Genomic DNA, 16607 nt, shown 5'->3' on the forward strand with positions numbered 1-16607 from the left:
CCCGTCGATGACCGCTGCCCCGGCCCCGATAGCCCTCGATCCGCTGGCCCGTGACTCCGCCGCCGAGGGCGCCCTGTTGCGGTCCGCCGGCCCGGTGGCGCCGGTGGTGCTGCCCGGCGGGGTCTCCGCCTGGGCGGTGACCCGGCACGCCGAGGCCCGCGACCTGCTGACCGACGCCCGGCTGGTGAAGGACGCCGCGCACTGGGCGGCCTTCCAGCGCGGGGAGGTCCCGAAGACCTGGCCGCTGATCGGCCTGGCGGTGCCGGGTCCGAGCATGGTGACCACGGACGGCGCCGCGCACCGGCGGCTGCGGGCGCTGGTGGCGCAGGCCTTCACCCCGCGCCGGGTGGAGCTGATGCGCCCGCGGGTCGAGCGGATCACCGGCGCGCTGCTGGACGCCCTGGCGGCGGGGGAGCCGCTGGTGGACCTCAAGTCGGCGTTCGCCTTCCCGTTGCCGATGACGGTGATCTGCTCGCTGCTGGGCGTTCCGGAGTCGGACCACGCCGTGCTGCGCGACCTGTACGAGCGGTTCTTCGGCATCAAGCCGGACCCGGGGGGCATCCAGGCGACCATCGCGGGGCTGAACGCCTTCGTGAACGACCTGGTGGCGCAGCGCCGTTCGGTGCCCGGGGACGACCTGGCGAGCGTGCTGCTGGCGGCGGACACCGAGGGCGGGGCGCTGACCGACGCGGAGGCGGCGGCCACCCTGCGGGTGATCATCGCGGCGGGCCACGAGACCACGGTGAACCTGATCGGCAACGCGGTGCGGGCCCTGCTGACGCACCCGGACCAGTTGGAGCTGGTGCGTTCGGGCCGGGTGTCCTGGGACGCGGTGGTGGAGGAGTCGCTCCGCTGGACGCCGCCGACCAGCAACTTCCTGTTCCGCTTCGCGGCGGAGGACATCGCGGTCGGCGACGTGGTGATCCCGGCCGGCGAGCCGGTGCTGGTGTCGTACAACGCGATCGGCCGGGACCCGTCGCAGCACGGGGTCACGGCGGAGCTGTTCGACGTCACCCGGGACCCGATCCGCCACCTGTCCTTCGGCCACGGCCCGCACGTCTGCCCGGGTTCGCCGCTGGCCCGGTTGGAGGCCGGGGTGGCGCTGCCGGCGCTGTTCGCGCGGTTCCCCGGGCTGTCGCTGGCGGTCCCGGACGAGCAGCTGCGGCCGAGTCCGTCGCTGGTGGTGAACAGCCTGCTGGAGCTGCCGGTCCGGCTGTACTGACGGCGCGCCGCGAGCGGCCCCGTCCGGGTCCCCGGGCGGGGCCGCGGGTGTTCCCGGGGGTGCTGGTGCGCCGGGGGTGCCGCCGGGCGTGTCGTGGTCACGACCGGGTGAAGGTCGGGCGTGGACCTTGGCGGGGGCCGGTGGCTGCGTTAACGTCGTCGAATCGATTGCTCGGACGCTCGTCCGAGATCTCGGCGGAACCATCTCCGGTACAGCGCAATGTCGTTCAGCCCACAGCCCGGCAGCACGCCCTGGCGAGGAGGACCGCATTGACCCTCAACCCGACCGCGCCGTCCACGAGTTCACGCCGCCGCCTGGTCGCCGTGCCCGCCCTGCTGGCGGCCCTGGCCCTGACCGCGGCCTGCTCCAACAGCTCCGGCGGTTCGGGTGGCGGCGGTGACGGAGCCGCCCCGTCGCTGACCGGCGACTGTGCCAAGTACCAGCCGTACGCGGGGCATTCGGGCACCACGGTGACGATGTTCGCCTCGATCCTGAGCCCGGAGTCGGACAACCTGGAGAAGTCCTGGGCCGAGTTCAGCAGATGCACCGGCATCAAGATCAGCTACGAGGGCTCGAACGACTTCGAGTCCCAGCTGCCGGTCCGGGTGGCCGGCGGCAACACCCCGGACTTCGCGATCGTCCCGCAGCCCGGCCTGCTGGCGCAGATGGTGAAGAGCGGCAAGGTGGTGAAGCCGCCCGCGCAGACGGTCAGCAACGAGGACCGCTGGAGCCCGGTGTGGAAGACCTACGGCTCGGTCAACGGCACGTTCTACGCGGCGCCGATGAGCGCCAACATGAAGTCGCTGGTCTGGTACTCGCCGAAGGCCTTCCGGGCGGCCGGGTACGAGGTGCCGAAGACCTGGGCGGACCTGATGGCGCTCAGCGACCGGATCGCCAAGGCCGGCGCCACCAAGCCGTGGTGCGGCGGCATCGCCTCCGGCACCGCGACCGGCTGGCCGGCCACCGACTGGCTGGAGGAGGTGGTGCTGGGCACGTACGGCGGTGACGTCTACGACCAGTGGGTGGGCCACAAGGTGAAGTTCTCCGACGAGAAGATCACCACGGCGATGCGGACCGTGGCCGACTGGATGCAGAACCCGGCCTGGGTCAACGGCGGCTACGGCGACGTCAAGTCGATCGCCACCACGACCTTCCAGGACGCGGGCGCGCCGATCCTCAGCGGCAAGTGCGCGATGCTCCAGCAGGCCTCGTTCTACAAGGCGCAGTGGCCCAAGGACACCAAGGTCGGCCCGGACGGCGACGTCTTCGCCTTCCAGCTGCCGGCGGTGAACCCGGCCGTCCCCAACCCGGTCGAGGGCGGTGGCGAGTTCCTGGCCGCGTTCGCGAACCGGCCCGAGGTGCAGGCGGTGCAGAACTACCTGTCCAGCTCGGAGTGGGCGAGCAGCCGGGTGCGGACCGCGACCGGCTGGGTCTCGGCCAACCAGGGCGTGGACAAGAGCCTCTACACCGATCCGGTCGACCGGCTGTCGGCGGACGCGCTCACCGACCCGGCGGCGACCTTCCGCTTCGACGGCTCCGACCTGATGCCGGCCGCCGTCGGCGCGGGGCAGGAGTGGAAGTCGCTGACGGCCTGGTTCGCGGAGGGGCAGTCGATCCAGAAGACCGCGGCCGACATCGACGCCGCCTGGCCGCAGTAGCCGCCGGGGTGCGGAGGCCGGTGGTGGCCTCCGCCACGGCGTCCCGCACCGGCGTCCACACCGGCCTCCGCACCGGCCTCCCGCCACAGCACCGCCGGCGCACCGGCGGGCGGCGGCCGCACCGGCGCCGGCCCGACCGGGCGCCACCAGGACCACCTGTCGAGGGCGGTGCGGGGCCACCCACCCGCACCGCCCGCCCCCTTCCCCGAGCACCAGGAGGGACGCACAGCCATGTCCGTACCCGCAACCCCGTCACCGTCCGCCGCGCTCGCCTCCGGCGCGTGGGGCGACGCGGCGGTCAAGTTCGGCAACAGCCTCGGCGCCGTGGCGGGCTTCCTCGGCATCCTGCTGCTGGTGTTCCTCGCGGCCGGCCGGGCCCGGGGCCGGCTCTCCCGCCCGCTGGCGGTGGCGGTCTTCCTCGGCCCGGCCGTGGTGCTGCTGTCGGTGGGCCTGGTGGTGCCGCTGGTCCGGACCGTCTACCTGAGCCTGCAGAACGACGACGGCACCCGGTTCGTCGGCGGGGAGAACTTCGGGTGGGCGCTCAGCACCGACTCGGTGCAGAAGGTGCTGGTCACCACGCTGCTGTGGCTGGTGGTCGCCCCGCTGGTGGCGACCGGGCTGGGGCTGGTGCTGGCGCTGCTGGTGGACCGGATGCGCGGCCAGGCGGTGTACAAGTCGCTGATCTTCATGCCGATGGCGATCTCGCTGGTCGGCGCCTCGATCATCTTCAAGTTCGTCTACGAGTCGCGCGGCGCGGGGCAGCCGCAGATCGGCCTGCTCAGCCAGCTGGCGATCGCCGCGGGCTGGGACGATCCGCCGAACTGGATGCTCTCGCAGCCGCTGAACACCTTCCTGCTGATGGCGGTGATGGTCTGGGTGCAGACGGGCTTCGCGATGGTGGTGCTGTCGGCGGCGATCAAGGCGATCCCGCACGAGGTGACCGAGGCGGCCCGGCTGGACGGTGCGGGCGGGGTGCGGCTGTTCTGGTACGTCACCGTGCCGATGATCCGCACCACGCTGGTGGTGGTGCTGACCACCATCATGATCATCACCCTGAAGGCCTTCGACATCGTCCGCACCATGACCGGCGGCAACTTCGGCACCCAGGTGCTGGCCAACGAGATGTACTCGCAGTCCTTCGTGCAGTTCAACACCGGCCGGGGCGGCGCCCTGGCGGTGATCCTCTTCCTCGCGGTGCTGCCCCTGGTGGCCTACAACATCGTCCAGCTGCGGAAGGAGCGTCGGGTCCGATGAGCGGACGCATCACCGACAAGCGCGTGCGCGCCCCGCACGGCAGCCCGGTCCGGAAGGCCTTCAGCAGCCCGTTGGCCTCGGTCTTCGTGATCGCGGTGACCGTCCTGTGGACGATCCCGACCCTGGGCCTGCTGGTGACCTCGCTGCGCCCCAAGCAGGACGTCACCGCGAACGGCTGGTGGAACGCCCTGCTCCACCCGGACCTCGGGCTCGACAACTACCACACGGTGCTGTTCGAGGGCGGCTTCGGCGTCTCGACCGGACTGATGCCCTTCCTGGTCAACTCGCTGGCGATCAGTGTCCCGGCCACGCTCTTCCCGCTGGTGCTGGCCGCGATGGCGGCCTACGGGCTGGCCTGGGTGAGGTTCCGGGGGAGCGACACGGTGTTCTTCGCCGTGTTCGCGCTCCAGGTGGTTCCGATCCAGATGGCGCTGATCCCGCTGCTGCGGCTGTTCTCCGGGGGCGCGCACCTCGGCTCGCTGACGCTGGTCCCGGCGGTGGACCTGAAGGGCAGCTACGCGCCGGTCTGGCTGGCGCACACCATGTTCGCGCTGCCGCTCGCGGTGTTCCTGCTGCACAACTTCATCGCCCAGCTGCCGCGCGACCTGATGGAGGCGGCGGTGGTGGACGGCGCCTCGCACTTCAAGATCTTCCGGTCGATCGTGCTGCCGCTCTGCACCCCGGCGCTGGCCTCGTTCGCGATCTTCCAGTTCCTCTGGGTCTGGAACGACCTGCTGGTCGCGCTCACCTTCGCCGGCGGCACGCCGGAGGTGGCGCCGATGACGGTCCGGCTGGCGCAGCTGTCCGGGTCCTTCGGCGGGCGCTGGGAGCTGCTGACGGCCGGGGCGTTCCTGTCGATCATCGTGCCGCTGATCGTCTTCTTCAGCCTGCAGCGCTACTTCGTCCGGGGGCTGCTGGCCGGATCGGTCAAGGGGTAGCCGGGGGCGGACGGGTGGTCAGGGGGTTCTGAACGCGTTCAGAAGTGATTTTTGAACTTGTTCAGAATGGTCTACAGTCGGCTGCATCCGCGGTGCCGGGAGCGCCGCCGGCGGGCTGCCCCCGGGGCGGCTTCCGCATGCCCACCGACCACTGAGGGGGACTCATGTCCGGTCCGTCCACGCCCGCGTCCGAGCCCGACCGGCCGTCCGCGTCCACGCCCGCGTCCGAGCCCGACCGGCCGTCCGCGTCCACGCCCGCGTCCGAGCCCGACCAGCCGTTCGGTCCGGCGTCCGGCCCGGTCGGCGCCTCCGTGCCCGGCCCGCACTGGGGGGCCGGCGCACCCGTCCCGTCCTCCTCCCTCTGGCTGCGCCCGAGCGACCCCGGGCGCAAGGCGGCCGCCACGCCCCGCGTCCTCCTCCTCGCGCTGCTCACCGGGCTGCTGACGTCCTGGCTGCTGAACGACGGCCTCGGCGCCAACCTGCTGGTCTGCGCTGCCGGCACCGCCGCCGCGGCGGGTCTGGCCGCCCGTGCGGCGGGCCGCCGCATCCGGCCCTGGACGGTCGTGTGGAGCCTGCTCGCCGCCGCCCTGCTCGTCGTCCCGGCGCTCTGGGAGGCGGGCTGGCCCGTGACGCTGGCCGTCGTGTGCGCGCTCGGACTGGCCTCGCTCGCGCTGCACGGCGGCCGCCGCTGGCCGGGCGTCCTGCTCCCGCTGCCCGCGATCCTCTGGCAGCTGCCGCCGGGGGTGCTCTGGCTCGTCGACGGCCTGCGCGGCCGGAGCCTGCCCGGCCGCGGCCGGATCGTGCCGGTGTTCAAGGCGCTCGCGGTCGCCGCCGTCCTGCTCACCGTCTTCGGCGTGCTGTTCGCGGGCGCCGACGCCGCCATGGCGGACCTGCTCTCCGGGCTCAGCCCCAGCCTCGACCTCGACCGGGTGCCGCTGCGCTTCGTGCTGTTCGTGCTCGGGGCGCTCACCGCGCTCGGGTTCGCCCACATCGCGGCCGGCCCGCGACGCTGGGACCGCACGGTCGTCCGGCCCGGCCGGGCCCGGGGCCGGCTGGAGTGGGCCCTGCCGCTGGTCGCGCTCAACCTGATGTTCGGCGTCTTCGCGGTGATCCAGGCCGTGGTCGTGCTCGGCGGTGCGGACGCCGTCCTGCGCAACACCGGGATGAGTCGCTCCGAGTACGCCCGGCAGGGCTTCTGGCAGCTCAGCGCGATCACCGTGCTGACCCTGGCCGTGGTGGCGGTCGCCAAGCGCTGGGCGCCGCGCGCCACCCCGGCCGACCGGCGGGTGGCGCGGATCCTGCTCGGCGCGCTCTGCCTGCTCGCCCTGGTCGTGGTCGCCTCGGCGCTCGGCCGGATGTGGTTCTACGTCGACGCCTCCGGGCTGACCAGGCTGCGGCTCTGGGTCCTGGTGGTGGAGGGCTGGCTCGGCGTCGTCTTCCTGCTGCTGATCACCGCGGGCCTGACCCGCGGGGCCGGCTGGCTGCCGCGCGCCGTGCTCCTCAGCGGCATGCTGTCGGTCGCGGCCTACGGGCTTGCCGGCCCGGACGCGATCATCGCGGAGCAGAACGTCTCCCGGTACGAGCGGGCGCTCGCCGCCGATCCGCAGACCGCGCGGATCGACCTGCGCAACGTCCGCGACCTCTCGGCCGACGCGGTGCCCGCGCTGGACCGGCTGCCCGGCGCCCAGCGGACCTGCGCGCTGCAGGTGATCGCGGCGGACCTCGCGGACCACCCGAAGCCCTGGTACGCCGCCGGCGCCTCGGCCGCCCGGGCCCGGGAGATCCTGGCGCAGCGGCCCCCGGTGGAGCGGCCGACGGGCGGGCGCAGTGCCTGCGAGCAGGCCGGGATGCCGTTCGAGGACATCTGGTACTGACGCCGGGGCCCGCACCGCCGGTGAGGGTGGGGGAAACGGCCGGGCCGGCCGGGAGCGTGGTGCTCCCGGCCGGCCCGGTGGCGGTGTGCCGCGGCGGGTGGTGGCCCGCGGTGCGGTGTGGCGGGGCTCAGTGCATCGCGACGCCGGCGGTCTGGCTGGGCAGGTCGCTGGCCTTGGCCTTGATCACGAAGACCGCGACGATCAGCGCCAGCCCGGCGAGCACGGCGCCCACGATGAACCCGTGCGAGATGCCCTGGGCGAGGACGGAGTTGGCGGCCTCGGTGCCCTTCGGGAACTCGTGGTGCTGCTGGAAGTAGGCCAGCTGGTCCGGAGTGGCCGACGACATGAAGCCGGGCGCCTGGGCCGTGCCCTCGGCGGTGGCGTAGTGCGCGAAGACCGTGGTCAGGATCGACAGGCCGAGCGAACCACCGATCTGCTGCATCGAGTTGAGCAGACCGGACGCGGCGCCGGTCTCCTCCCCGGCCACACCCGCGACCGAGAGCAGCATCACCGGGACGAAGATCAGGCCCATGCCGAAGCCGAAGATCACCGTGGGGCCGAGCACCCCGTCGACGTAGCCGCTGTCCTTGCTCATCTGGGTGAGCCAGGTGAGGCCGACGGTGACCAGCAGCGCGCCGCCCGCCATGAACGGCTTCGGGCCGTACTTGGCCTGGAGGGAGGAGGCGAGCTGCGCCGCGATGATGATCGCCACGCTGATCGGGAGGAAGGAGACGCCGGCCTTCAGCGGGCTGTAGCCGAGCGGGCCCTGCACGAAGAGCGTGATGTAGAAGAAGATGCCGAACATGGCCGCGGCCAGGCAGAGCATCATCACCAGGCCGCCGGTGCGGTTGCGGTCGGCGAACAGGTGCAGCGGGGTGATCGGCTGGTCGGTGCGCCGCTCGATCACCAGGAACGCGGCCAGCAGCAGGGCGCCGGCGGCGAACGAGCCGAGCGTGACGCTGTCCGACCAGCCGTCCGAGGCGGCCCGGATGAACCCGTAGACCAGACCGACCAGGCCCAGCGTCGAGGTCAGCGCGCCCGGCAGGTCGAAGCGGCCCGCGGTGCGCTCGGACTCGGCGATGTAGCGGGGTGCGGCGAGCGCGATCAGGGCCGCGATCGGTACGTTGACGAAGAAGACCCAGCGCCAGTCCAGGTACTCGGTGAGCAGACCGCCGGCCAGCAGGCCGATCGCGGCGCCCGAGCCGGCCACCGCCGAGAACACGCCGAACGCCTTGTTGCGTTCCGGCCCCTCCTCGAAGTTGGTGGCGATCAGTGCGAAGGCCGTCGGTGAACAGATCGCGCCGCCGATGCCCTGGAGCGCGCGGGCCGCGAGCAGCATGCCGCCGTCCTGGGCGAAGCCGCCGAGCAGGGAGGCGAAGCCGAACAGCAGGGTGCCGAAGATGAACACCCGGCGGCGGCCGAGGATGTCGCCGGCGCGCCCGCCGAGCAGCAGCAGCCCGCCGAAGGTCAGCGTGTAGGCGTTGATGACCCACGACAGGTTGGTGGTGGAGAAGTTCAGCGCGTCCCGGATCTGCGGCAGCGCGATGTTCACGATGGTGGCGTCGAGCACCACCATCAGCTGGGTGGCCGCGATGACGGTCAGGGTGATGCCCTTGCCCCGGCCCTTCCCGCTCTGCGGTGGTGAGGTCTTGCTGAGTGTGTCGGAGATAGCCACGTGTGTGCCCCCTGCTGGCTATGTGCCTGGCTGTGTGCTGGGTGCTGCGTCCGCTGCGGACCGAGTGGTCCGGCGTGTCCCGCGTGTCCCGCGTTCTGGGTGCGGGCTGGCGCGGGCTAGGAAGGAACGGGATCGTTCACTAATCTGGACGATATCCTGGTTCCAATTGTGAACGCAAGCGTTCTCTAAGGGTGGTGGCGATGGAGCGGCTTGTGCGGCGCCTGACGGCGGACCGGGCGACCGGGAGGGCGGGCTCCCGCGCGCCGGAGGCGGGGGAGTCGCCCCCGCGGCCCGCGGCGCAGCCTGCCCCTGTACCCGTGCCCCACTGCCCGGTTCAGGTCGCCCGCGAGGCCCTCGCGCGGCCGGGCCGGCGGCGGGGGAAGGAGTTGGAGAACGCGATCTTCGAGGCCGCGCTCGACCAGCTCACCTCCGGCGGGTACGCGCGGCTGACGATGGAAGGGGTCGCCGGCGCGGCGCGGACCGGGAAGGCCGCGCTCTACCGGCGCTGGGCGTCCAAGGACGAGCTGGTCATCGACGCCCTGGACGCCACTCTGCCACGCCCCTACGACACCCCGGACCTCGGGTCCGCCCATCGTGAATTGCTCCAGCTCATCGAGGGGTTCACCGGGGCGATGGGCTCGCGGCCGGGCGCCGCCATCCAGGTGCTGATGGGCGAGATCGACCATGAACGGGCCGAGGTGTTCAAGGAGTTCATCACCCGGCGGGTGATCGAGCCGACCACGGAGACCATCCTGGCGATCCTGCGCCGGGGCGCCGAACGCGGTGACGTCCGGCCCGGCGCGGCCACCCCGGTCGTCGCGGACGTCGTCCCGGCGATGCTGCTCTACCAGGTGAAGATCTGCGGTCGGCGCAACCTCGGGCCGGAGTACGTGGCCCGGCTGGTGGACGACGTGCTGCTGCCGATCATCCGGGTCTGAGCGGGGACGGCGGGGGCGGCGGGGACGGCGGGAGCAGCGGGAGCAGCGGGCCGGTGGGTCCTGCGGCGGGCTTAGGCTGGATGTCGCCAGGGCGGACGAGTCGTTCGCGGCGGGTCCGCTCTCCCGGCGGCCCGCTCTCCCGGCGGCCCGCTCTCCCCGCGGGTCCGTTCGTCGGGTCCGGCCCGGCGAGCCCGTCCACCCCTCCTCCCGCCGAACGGAAGCCCCCGATGCCCATCGTCCCGCCGACGCACTCCGTCGAGCGCTCGCTCCGCCGCGCCGGCGCCAGGATCGTCGTCGGCCTGGACGAGGTCGGGCGCGGCGCCTGGGCCGGCCCGGTCACCGTGGGGGCCGCCGTCACCGGTCTGCGCAGGGCCCCGGAGGGGCTGACCGACTCCAAGCTGCTCACCGAGCTGCGCCGCCGCGCGCTGGCCCCGGTCCTCGCCGACTGGGTCACCGCGTACGCGCTCGGCCACGCCTCGCCGCAGGAGTGCGACGAGCTCGGCATGACGGCGGCGCTGCGGCTGGCCGCCGTCCGGGCCCTGGAGGCCCTGCCGGTCGAGCCCGACGCGGTGATCCTGGACGGCAAGCACGACTACCTGGGCGGCCCCTGGCGGGTGCGCACCGTGATCAAGGGCGACCAGTCCTGCATCTGCGTCTCCGCCGCCTCGGTGCTCGCCAAGGTCCACCGCGACGGCCTGATGGCCGAACTCGGCGAGGCGCACCCCGAGTACGGCTTCGCGGACAACGCCGGCTACCCGTCCCCGGTGCACCGGGCGGCCCTGGAGGAGCACGGCCCCACCGAGCAGCACCGGCTCTCCTGGGCGTACCTGGACGGGCTGCCGAAGTGGCGTCACCTGAAGCGCGTCCGGGAGGTTCCGGGTGCGCGCGAAGACTCCGCCGACGAACAGTTGACGCTCGGTTTCTGACGGTCCGTCGGAATTGCCCCGGGTGGGGGTGCCGACTCCGTGGTGCCCAATGGGTGGGGCGCCCGTGCGCGTTCGACCGGCATTTGATAGATATCCGGGTATGCCTGTCTTCCCCGAGGAGCCGGAGATTCACGAGAGCCTCCCGGGCCCCGGCGTTCCCTTCCCCCGCGAGTCGGACGCACAAGCCCTCCACACGCCCGCCAGCAGCGGCGCCACCGCCACCGCACCCACCACCGTCGCCGCCGTGCCGGTGCCCGGCCCCCGTCCGGCACCGCCGCGCGCGGCACCCCCGCGCTCCGACCGCCCCGGTCCGCCGCGGCTCATCCCCAAGCCCGGGCCGGCGCCGCGCCGTCCCGCCGAGGCCGTGCCGCAGGTCGAGGTCCAGCGGGTCGCCGCGGCCCCGGCCCAGGCGCTGGACCGCGCGGACGAGGCCGTCGACCGGCTGCTGGACGCCGGCCGCGACCCGGGCCAGATCCTGGTGCTGACGCTCGGCGAGGCGCACCCCTGGCAGCAGCACGAGCTCTCCTTCGGAGAGGAGCGCTACTGGGCGCAACTCGCCGAGGGCGGTGACGTGTTCTACGCCGACGCCGGGCTGGCCCGGCCGGTGAGCCGCGAGGTGGTCGTCCTGGTCGCCAACGGCGGCCCGGCCGCCCGGGCCGCCGAGGCCTACACCGCGGCCCTCGGCCGCGCGACCGCCCTGCTCGTGGTCTGCGGGGAGGCCGGTCCGGCCGCCGCGGCCGGACGCCCGGGCAGGGCCTGAACCCGACTGATCCACCCCGGGTCCGGTGCCGCACGGCACCGGGCCCGGGGTCCGTCGTACCCGGGGTCGGTCTTCCGGGACCGTCGTACCGGGCGTCGTCGCCCGGACCGGCCGAGCCCGTGGCGGACCGCCCCGTCCCGTTGTCGCCCCGTCGGCTCTGCCGTGCCGCGGTCGTCCTGTCGGGTGGGGCGCCGTCGGCCGCGCCGGAGTCGCGGGCGGCCGGCCCGGGGCGGCGCGAGCGGTGTCGGGAGGTCAGCGGGTGCCGGTGCGGCGGGCCGGTTCGACGGCGGTGACCCGCGCCGGGGGCCACGGGTGCTCGGACTGGCGGGAGTGCTGCGACCGGTCGCTCCGCTGGGCCCGCTCGGGCGCCTGGTGCCGGGCGCGCTGGGCGCGCGGCGTCTCCAGGGCCGAGCGCGGGGGCAGCTCCGTCACGGTGTGCACCGGCCCGTCGGCCCATGAACCCGCGTGCGGATCGCGCCCGCTGCGGCCGTCCCCGAGGACCTGCCAACCCGCCGGGGTGAGGCCGACGTAGGAGCCGCAGCGCAGCCCGTGCAGCGCGGATGCGTCGCGGAGCGCCCACATCCAGGCGCCGTCCTGCTCCGTCCAGCCGGGTGCGCCCTCGCGGCAGCGCAGCAGTACGGCCGTGCGGGCCGGCCGGGCCAGCCGCAGGTCGTGCGGGGTGATCTGGCGCAGCTGGGTGAGCAGGGCGTTGCGGTGCTGCCAGCCGTCGGTGTCGTGCGGCCAGGGCGCGAACGAGGCCGAGGCGGCCAGGTGGTGCAACGCGTCGAGGACGGCGACCACGACCGTGCCCGGTTGCGGCAGGTGGCGCTGGTGCAGTTCCAGGACGAAGTCGCGCGGGTCGCGCAGCAACGGGATCCCCGAGGCGCTCCAGGTCTCCAGGTCCAGGAGCCGTCTCGGCGACGAACTCCGGGCGAGGGGATGCTGACCTCGGCCGATACCGTTGATCACGATCCTCCTTCCTGACCCACGGGCATGCGGGCGCCTGGGTACGACGAAGGCCGGGTCCAGCGGACCGGATTTCGGGTACGCGCCAATTCTCGCGGTAGTGGGGCCGGAGCGGCAACGATGAAATGATGAACGCCACCCGAAAGCCCATGTTCTGCCGGATATGTTCCAGGGCGGCCCGAGCCTCGCTCAGGCGGCGCCGGACCATGATCCGGGCGTCGCGTGAGCGCCCGGTGGACCGCCGTCCGTGCGGTGACCACTCCTTTTTCCGATCACGCCGTCCGGCGGGTCCGTGAGGCTCCGACTTTCTCCCTTCGTTAGGCCATTCGAGTGAGGGCGTGTCGGTGGGCGACCGCTGGTGTCACCCCTGCACGGCCAGCACCAGGGGCAGAACCGCGCTCGCCCCGGCCCGGCGCAGCAGCCGGGCGGCGACCGTGACCGTCCACCCCGAGTCGACCAGGTCGTCCACCAGCAGCACCGGCCCGCCGGCCGCGGCCACCGCCTGGGCGACCTCCGGCGGCAGCACCAGCGCGCCGGCCAGCGAGTGCAGCCGCTGGGCGCTGTTGCTGCGGGCACCGTGCGGCGGCCGGCCGTCGGCGTACTCGATCCGGCCCAGCAACGGCATCCGCCCGATCTCGGCGATGCGCGCGCCGAGGCTGTCCACCAGGCGGGGCCTGGTGGACGAGGCCATCGTCACCACGCCCACCGGCCGTTCCAGCCGGGTGCCCTCCGCCGTCGCGGGCCCCGCCCAGCCGCCCGGGCCGCGGGCCCAGTCCGCCAGCACCGCCACCAGGGCGTCCACCGCCTCGCCGGGCACCGGCGCGTCCGGGGCCTGCTCGGCGAGCAGGGTGCGCAGCCGGGTGCCCCAGCCGATGTCGGAGAGCCGACCGAGCGCCCGCCCGTTCTCCGCCTGCTCGCCCGCCGGGATCCGGCCCTTCAGCGGCACGCCCACCGCGTCCATCCCGGTCGGCCAGAGCCGGCGCGGCTCGAAGCTGACGCCCGGGCGGCCGAGCGCGGCCCGGGCCGCCTCCAGCGCCGCGGCCGAGACCTCCGGGGTGTGCAGCGGCCCCGCGCAGTTGTCGCACCGGCCGCAGGGCCGGGCCTGGTCGTCGTCGAGCTGGCGGCGCAGGAACTCCATCCGGCAGCCGGTGGTCGACGCGTACTCGCGCATCGCCCGCTGCTCGGCCTCGCGGGAGGCGGCGACCTTGGCGTACCGGTCGGTGTCGTACGCCCAGCTCTGGCCGGTGGCCGTCCAGCCGCCCTTGACCCGGCGGACGGCGCCGTCCACGTCGAGCACCTTGAGCATGGTCTCCAGCCGGGTGCGGCGCAGGTCCACCCTGGGCTCCAGGGCGGCGGTGGAGAGCGGCCGGCCGGCTCCGGCCAGCGCGTCGATGGTGCGGCGGACCTGCTCCTCGGGCGGGAAGGCCAGCGAGGCGAAGTAGCGCCAGATCGCCTCGTCCTCGCGGCCGGGCAGCAGCAGCACCTCGGCCCGGTCGACGCCGCGCCCGGCCCGGCCGACCTGCTGGTAGTAGGCGATCGGCGAGCTGGGCGAGCCGAGGTGCACCACGAAGCCGAGGTCGGGCTTGTCGAAGCCCATGCCCAGCGCGGAGGTGGCGACCAGCGCTTTGACCCGGTTGGCCAGCAGGTCGGCCTCGGCGGTGCGGCGCTCGGCGTCCTCGGTGCGGCCGGAGTACGAGGCCACCGGGAAGCCCCGCTCGCGCAGGAAGGCCGTGACCTCCTCGGCCGCGGCCACCGTCAGGGTGTAGACGATGCCCGAGCCGGGCAGCCGGTCGAGGTGGTCGGCCAGCCAGGCCAGCCGGTGCGCGGGGTCGGGCAGGGCCAGGACGCCGAGGGTCAGGCTCTCCCGGTCGAGCGGACCGCGCAGCACCAGGGCGCGCTCGTCGGTGCCGCCGGTGCCGAGCTGCTCGGCGACGTCCGCGGTGACCCGGGCGTTGGCGGTGGCGGTGGTGGCCAGCACGGGGACGCCGGGCGGGAGCTCGGCGAGCATCGTGCGCAGCCGGCGGTAGTCGGGGCGGAAGTCGTGGCCCCAGTCCGAGATGCAGTGGGCCTCGTCGACCACCAGCAGCCCGGTGGATGCGGCGAGCTTGGGCAGCACCTGGTCGCGGAAGTCGGGGTTGTTCAGCCGCTCGGGGCTGACCAGCAGGACGTCGACCTTCCCGGCGGAGACCTCGGCCTGGACCTCGTCCCACTCGTCGGTGTTGGCGGAGTTGATCGTCCGGGCGTGGATGCCGGCCCGGGCCGCCGAGTCGACCTGGTTGCGCATCAGGGCGAGCAGCGGGGAGACGATCACGGTGGGCCCCGCGCCGCGGGCCCGGAGCAGGGCGGTGGCGATGAAGTAGACCGCGGACTTCCCCCAGCCGGTGCGCTGCACGACGAGGGCGCGCCGGTGGTCGACCACGAGGGCCTCGATGGCCGTCCACTGGTCCTCGCGCAGGGCGGCCCCGGGCCCGGCGAGCTCGCGCAGGACGGCCTCGGCCCGCGCCCGGACCTCGGCGCGGTCGTCGGCGGTGGCGGTGGTGTGGTTCTCGGGCTGCTGCATGGCGTCCATGTAACCCCGAGCCGCCGACAAGGGGCGAATGCCGGGGTGGCGGAGGTGGTGGAGCCGGGATGTATTTCATCCGCTCTTCCGCTGAACGGGCGCTGACTTTCACCCGCAGGAGTGGCCGCGATGAGCGCCGAATGAGTGAAGCGAAAAAAGAGGGCGGAGTTATCCACAGGAAATGAGAAAGATCCGACGGGTCTTCCGGATTGCGCGACCCTTCCGGTCATGAACGCCATGAACAACGACCCCGTCGTCCTGTCCCTCGGCCCGGCCTCCGGCCACCGGCCGGTCACCCTGCGCGGCCCGGCCGACATGGCCGAGCTGCTCCCCTACCTCCTGGGGTTCTACCCCGACGACAGCATCGTGGCGGTCGGCCTCCAGGGCCCCGGCCTGCGCCAGGGCGGCGTGATCCGGGCGGACGTGCCGGATTCGCCCGAGCACTGGCCGGCGGCCGCGGACGAGACGGCCGCACTGCTGCTCGCCCTCTCCGAGCGCCACGGGGACCGCCCGCACCAGGTGCTCCTCTACCTCTGCCGGGACTCCACCGCCGCGCACGCCCCGCCGGCCGTGGAGGGCCTGCGTCCGTTGGCGGACGCCCTGCGCGCGGCCTTCGCGCGCAGGGGAGTGGCGGTCAAGGAGTCGCTCTGCGTCTCCGACGGCCGCTGGTGGTCCTTCCTCTGCCGCCGCGAGGGCTGCTGCGATCCGGCGGGCAACCCGGTCCACCGGGTGCCCGGCCCGGGCGCGGCGGCCGCCGCCGCGGCCTTCGCCGGACTCGCCCCGCGCGGCAGCCGCAAGGCGATCATCGGCGGGCTGGCGCCGGTCGGGCCGCCGGCCGCGGAGGCCCAGCGGGCGGCGCTCGCCCGGGCCGGCGCGGGGGCCGCCGCGGCCGGTGAGAGCCGGGGTCCGGCCGCTGCCGCGTCCCGGGAGCGGGGCGGCGAGCTGCTCGACCAGGTCTTCGCCGAGTTCGCGGCCGGCGCCCGCGAGGTCGACGAGGAGCGGGCGGCCCGGCTGCTGGTCGCCCTGCGCGACCGGCGCACCAGGGACCGCGGTGTGGAGTACAGCCGCCCCGCCGAGCTGGCGCCCGCCGAGCGGCTCTGGCGCTTCCTGGCCCGGCGCGCGGTGCCGCCCTACGAGGGCTGCGCGGTGGCCCCGCTGACTCTGCTGGCCTGGGCCTCCTGGGTCGCGGGGGACACCGCGACGGCCCGCGTGGTGCTCGGCCACGTCCTCCGGCTCGACCCCTCCTACCTACTGGCGGAGCTGCTGTACGAGTCCCTGAACGACGGCATGGCGCCCGACGGCCTGCTCGCGGCCGTCGAGGCGCAGCGCCGGCGGCGCGAGGCGGGCGGGCCCGCCCCGGCGCCGGTCGGCGAGCCCGCGCGGACCCCCGCGCCGGCGCCGACACCCGCCCGGGATCCGGACCTCGACGGGGAGCCGCCGGCCGCCACGGGCCCGGGCGGCGGGCCCGGCGGGCGGCCCGGTCCCTCAGGTGCCGGGCGCGGTCGCCGCGGCGCCAGGCGGAAGGCGGCTCGGGCCGGTCGGGCCGCCCGGGTCGCGTCGACGGAGGGCGGGCGCGGCGCCGCAGGTCCCTCCGCTCCCGACCCGGGCCCCTCCGGGGCGGCGCCGGAGCAGGCGGGCCCGGGGGCGCTCGCCCTGCTCCCGGTGCCCGGGCGCGCCCCGGGCGGACTCCGGGAGAGGTCCTCCCGGGGCCTGCGGCTCGGCCGGGCGTCGGCGGGCGGGTCGGCGGCCGTGCCGCACGCCGGCGGGCGCCACCGGTGCCGGGGCGTGCGGAGGGCGGCGAGGGGGGTCAGGCGTGCGCAGTGACCTCGGCTGCGG

12 protein-coding genes are annotated in these 16607 nt (G+C 74.5%); 9 read left to right on the forward strand and 3 right to left on the reverse strand.

The window, feature by feature from the left end; genetic code table 11:
• Positions 1–7 precede the first annotated feature (7 nt).
• From ACIA8Q_RS24305 to ACIA8Q_RS24325, 5 genes are all read left to right on the forward strand, one after another.
• Entirely contained in the window at positions 8–1222 is a 1215-nt protein-coding gene (locus tag ACIA8Q_RS24305; protein ID WP_396317678.1) for a cytochrome P450, read from the forward strand.
• 269 nt (positions 1223–1491) lie between these two features.
• Entirely contained in the window at positions 1492–2880 is a 1389-nt protein-coding gene (locus tag ACIA8Q_RS24310) for an ABC transporter substrate-binding protein (RefSeq protein ID WP_360212304.1), read from the forward strand.
• A 231-nt stretch (positions 2881–3111) separates the two neighbouring features.
• A complete protein-coding gene (locus ACIA8Q_RS24315) occupies positions 3112–4134 on the forward strand; it encodes a sugar ABC transporter permease (RefSeq protein WP_360212302.1) in 1023 nt (340 codons plus the stop codon).
• Positions 4131–5072: a carbohydrate ABC transporter permease gene (locus tag ACIA8Q_RS24320; RefSeq protein ID WP_360212300.1), complete on the forward strand. Its 942-nt coding sequence runs from the start codon at positions 4131–4133 to the stop codon at positions 5070–5072. The genes ACIA8Q_RS24315 and ACIA8Q_RS24320 overlap by 4 nt, the downstream gene beginning before the upstream one ends.
• Positions 5073–5236: 164 nt before the next feature.
• Complete coding sequence (locus ACIA8Q_RS24325) at positions 5237–6946, forward strand: DUF4153 domain-containing protein (RefSeq protein WP_396317679.1); 1710 nt, start codon at positions 5237–5239, stop codon at positions 6944–6946.
• Between the two features lie 127 nt (positions 6947–7073).
• Here the strand turns inward: ACIA8Q_RS24325 and ACIA8Q_RS24330 are convergent, their stop codons facing one another.
• Entirely contained in the window at positions 7074–8621 is a 1548-nt protein-coding gene (locus ACIA8Q_RS24330) for an MFS transporter (RefSeq protein WP_396317680.1), read from the reverse strand.
• Positions 8622–9007: 386 nt separating this feature from the next.
• On the opposite strand from ACIA8Q_RS24330, the gene ACIA8Q_RS24335 reads away from it, so the two are divergent.
• From ACIA8Q_RS24335 to ACIA8Q_RS24345, 3 genes are all read left to right on the forward strand, one after another.
• Positions 9008–9559, forward strand: a complete 552-nt coding sequence (locus ACIA8Q_RS24335; protein ID WP_360212296.1) for a TetR/AcrR family transcriptional regulator — start codon at positions 9008–9010, stop codon at positions 9557–9559.
• Positions 9560–9786: 227 nt separating this feature from the next.
• Positions 9787–10485 carry a ribonuclease HII gene (locus ACIA8Q_RS24340; RefSeq protein ID WP_360212294.1) on the forward strand — a complete coding sequence of 233 codons (699 nt, stop codon included), beginning with the start codon at positions 9787–9789 and terminating at the stop codon, positions 10483–10485.
• A gap of 100 nt (positions 10486–10585) precedes the next feature.
• A complete protein-coding gene (locus ACIA8Q_RS24345; RefSeq protein ID WP_360212292.1) occupies positions 10586–11245 on the forward strand; it encodes a hypothetical protein in 660 nt (219 codons plus the stop codon).
• A gap of 252 nt (positions 11246–11497) precedes the next feature.
• Here ACIA8Q_RS24345 and ACIA8Q_RS24350 read toward each other — a convergent pair whose 3' ends face one another.
• Positions 11498–12214, reverse strand: a complete 717-nt coding sequence (locus ACIA8Q_RS24350; RefSeq protein ID WP_360212291.1) for a hypothetical protein — start codon at positions 12212–12214, stop codon at positions 11498–11500.
• A gap of 358 nt (positions 12215–12572) precedes the next feature.
• Entirely contained in the window at positions 12573–14771 is a 2199-nt protein-coding gene (locus ACIA8Q_RS24355; RefSeq protein ID WP_360212290.1) for a RecQ family ATP-dependent DNA helicase, read from the reverse strand.
• Between the two features lie 228 nt (positions 14772–14999).
• Here ACIA8Q_RS24355 and ACIA8Q_RS24360 point away from each other — a divergent pair, with 228 nt between their 5' ends.
• Positions 15000–16595 carry a DUF4192 family protein gene (locus tag ACIA8Q_RS24360; protein WP_360212288.1) on the forward strand — a complete coding sequence of 532 codons (1596 nt, stop codon included), beginning with the start codon at positions 15000–15002 and terminating at the stop codon, positions 16593–16595.
• Positions 16596–16607: the final 12 nt, after the last annotated feature.

Source organism: Kitasatospora sp. NPDC051705, assembly GCF_044453265.1.
In the GTDB taxonomy this organism is placed as follows: domain Bacteria; phylum Actinomycetota; class Actinomycetes; order Streptomycetales; family Streptomycetaceae; genus Kitasatospora.

What these genes read in the sequence shown, in the direction of transcription:
- ACIA8Q_RS24320 (WP_360212300.1), top strand. Translation starts at nt 4,131, where the DNA reads ATGAGCGGACGCATCACCGACAAGCGCGTGCGCGCCCCGCACGGCAGC.
- ACIA8Q_RS24315 (WP_360212302.1), top strand. Translation starts at nt 3,112, where the DNA reads ATGTCCGTACCCGCAACCCCGTCACCGTCCGCCGCGCTCGCCTCCGGC.
- ACIA8Q_RS24325 (WP_396317679.1), top strand. Translation starts at nt 5,237, where the DNA reads ATGTCCGGTCCGTCCACGCCCGCGTCCGAGCCCGACCGGCCGTCCGCG.
- ACIA8Q_RS24360 (WP_360212288.1), top strand. Translation starts at nt 15,000, where the DNA reads ATGAACGCCATGAACAACGACCCCGTCGTCCTGTCCCTCGGCCCGGCC.
- ACIA8Q_RS24340 (WP_360212294.1), top strand. Translation starts at nt 9,787, where the DNA reads ATGCCCATCGTCCCGCCGACGCACTCCGTCGAGCGCTCGCTCCGCCGC.
- ACIA8Q_RS24305 (WP_396317678.1), top strand. Translation starts at nt 8, where the DNA reads ATGACCGCTGCCCCGGCCCCGATAGCCCTCGATCCGCTGGCCCGTGAC.
- ACIA8Q_RS24355 (WP_360212290.1), bottom strand. Translation starts at nt 14,771, where the DNA reads ATGCAGCAGCCCGAGAACCACACCACCGCCACCGCCGACGACCGCGCC.
- ACIA8Q_RS24345 (WP_360212292.1), top strand. Translation starts at nt 10,586, where the DNA reads ATGCCTGTCTTCCCCGAGGAGCCGGAGATTCACGAGAGCCTCCCGGGC.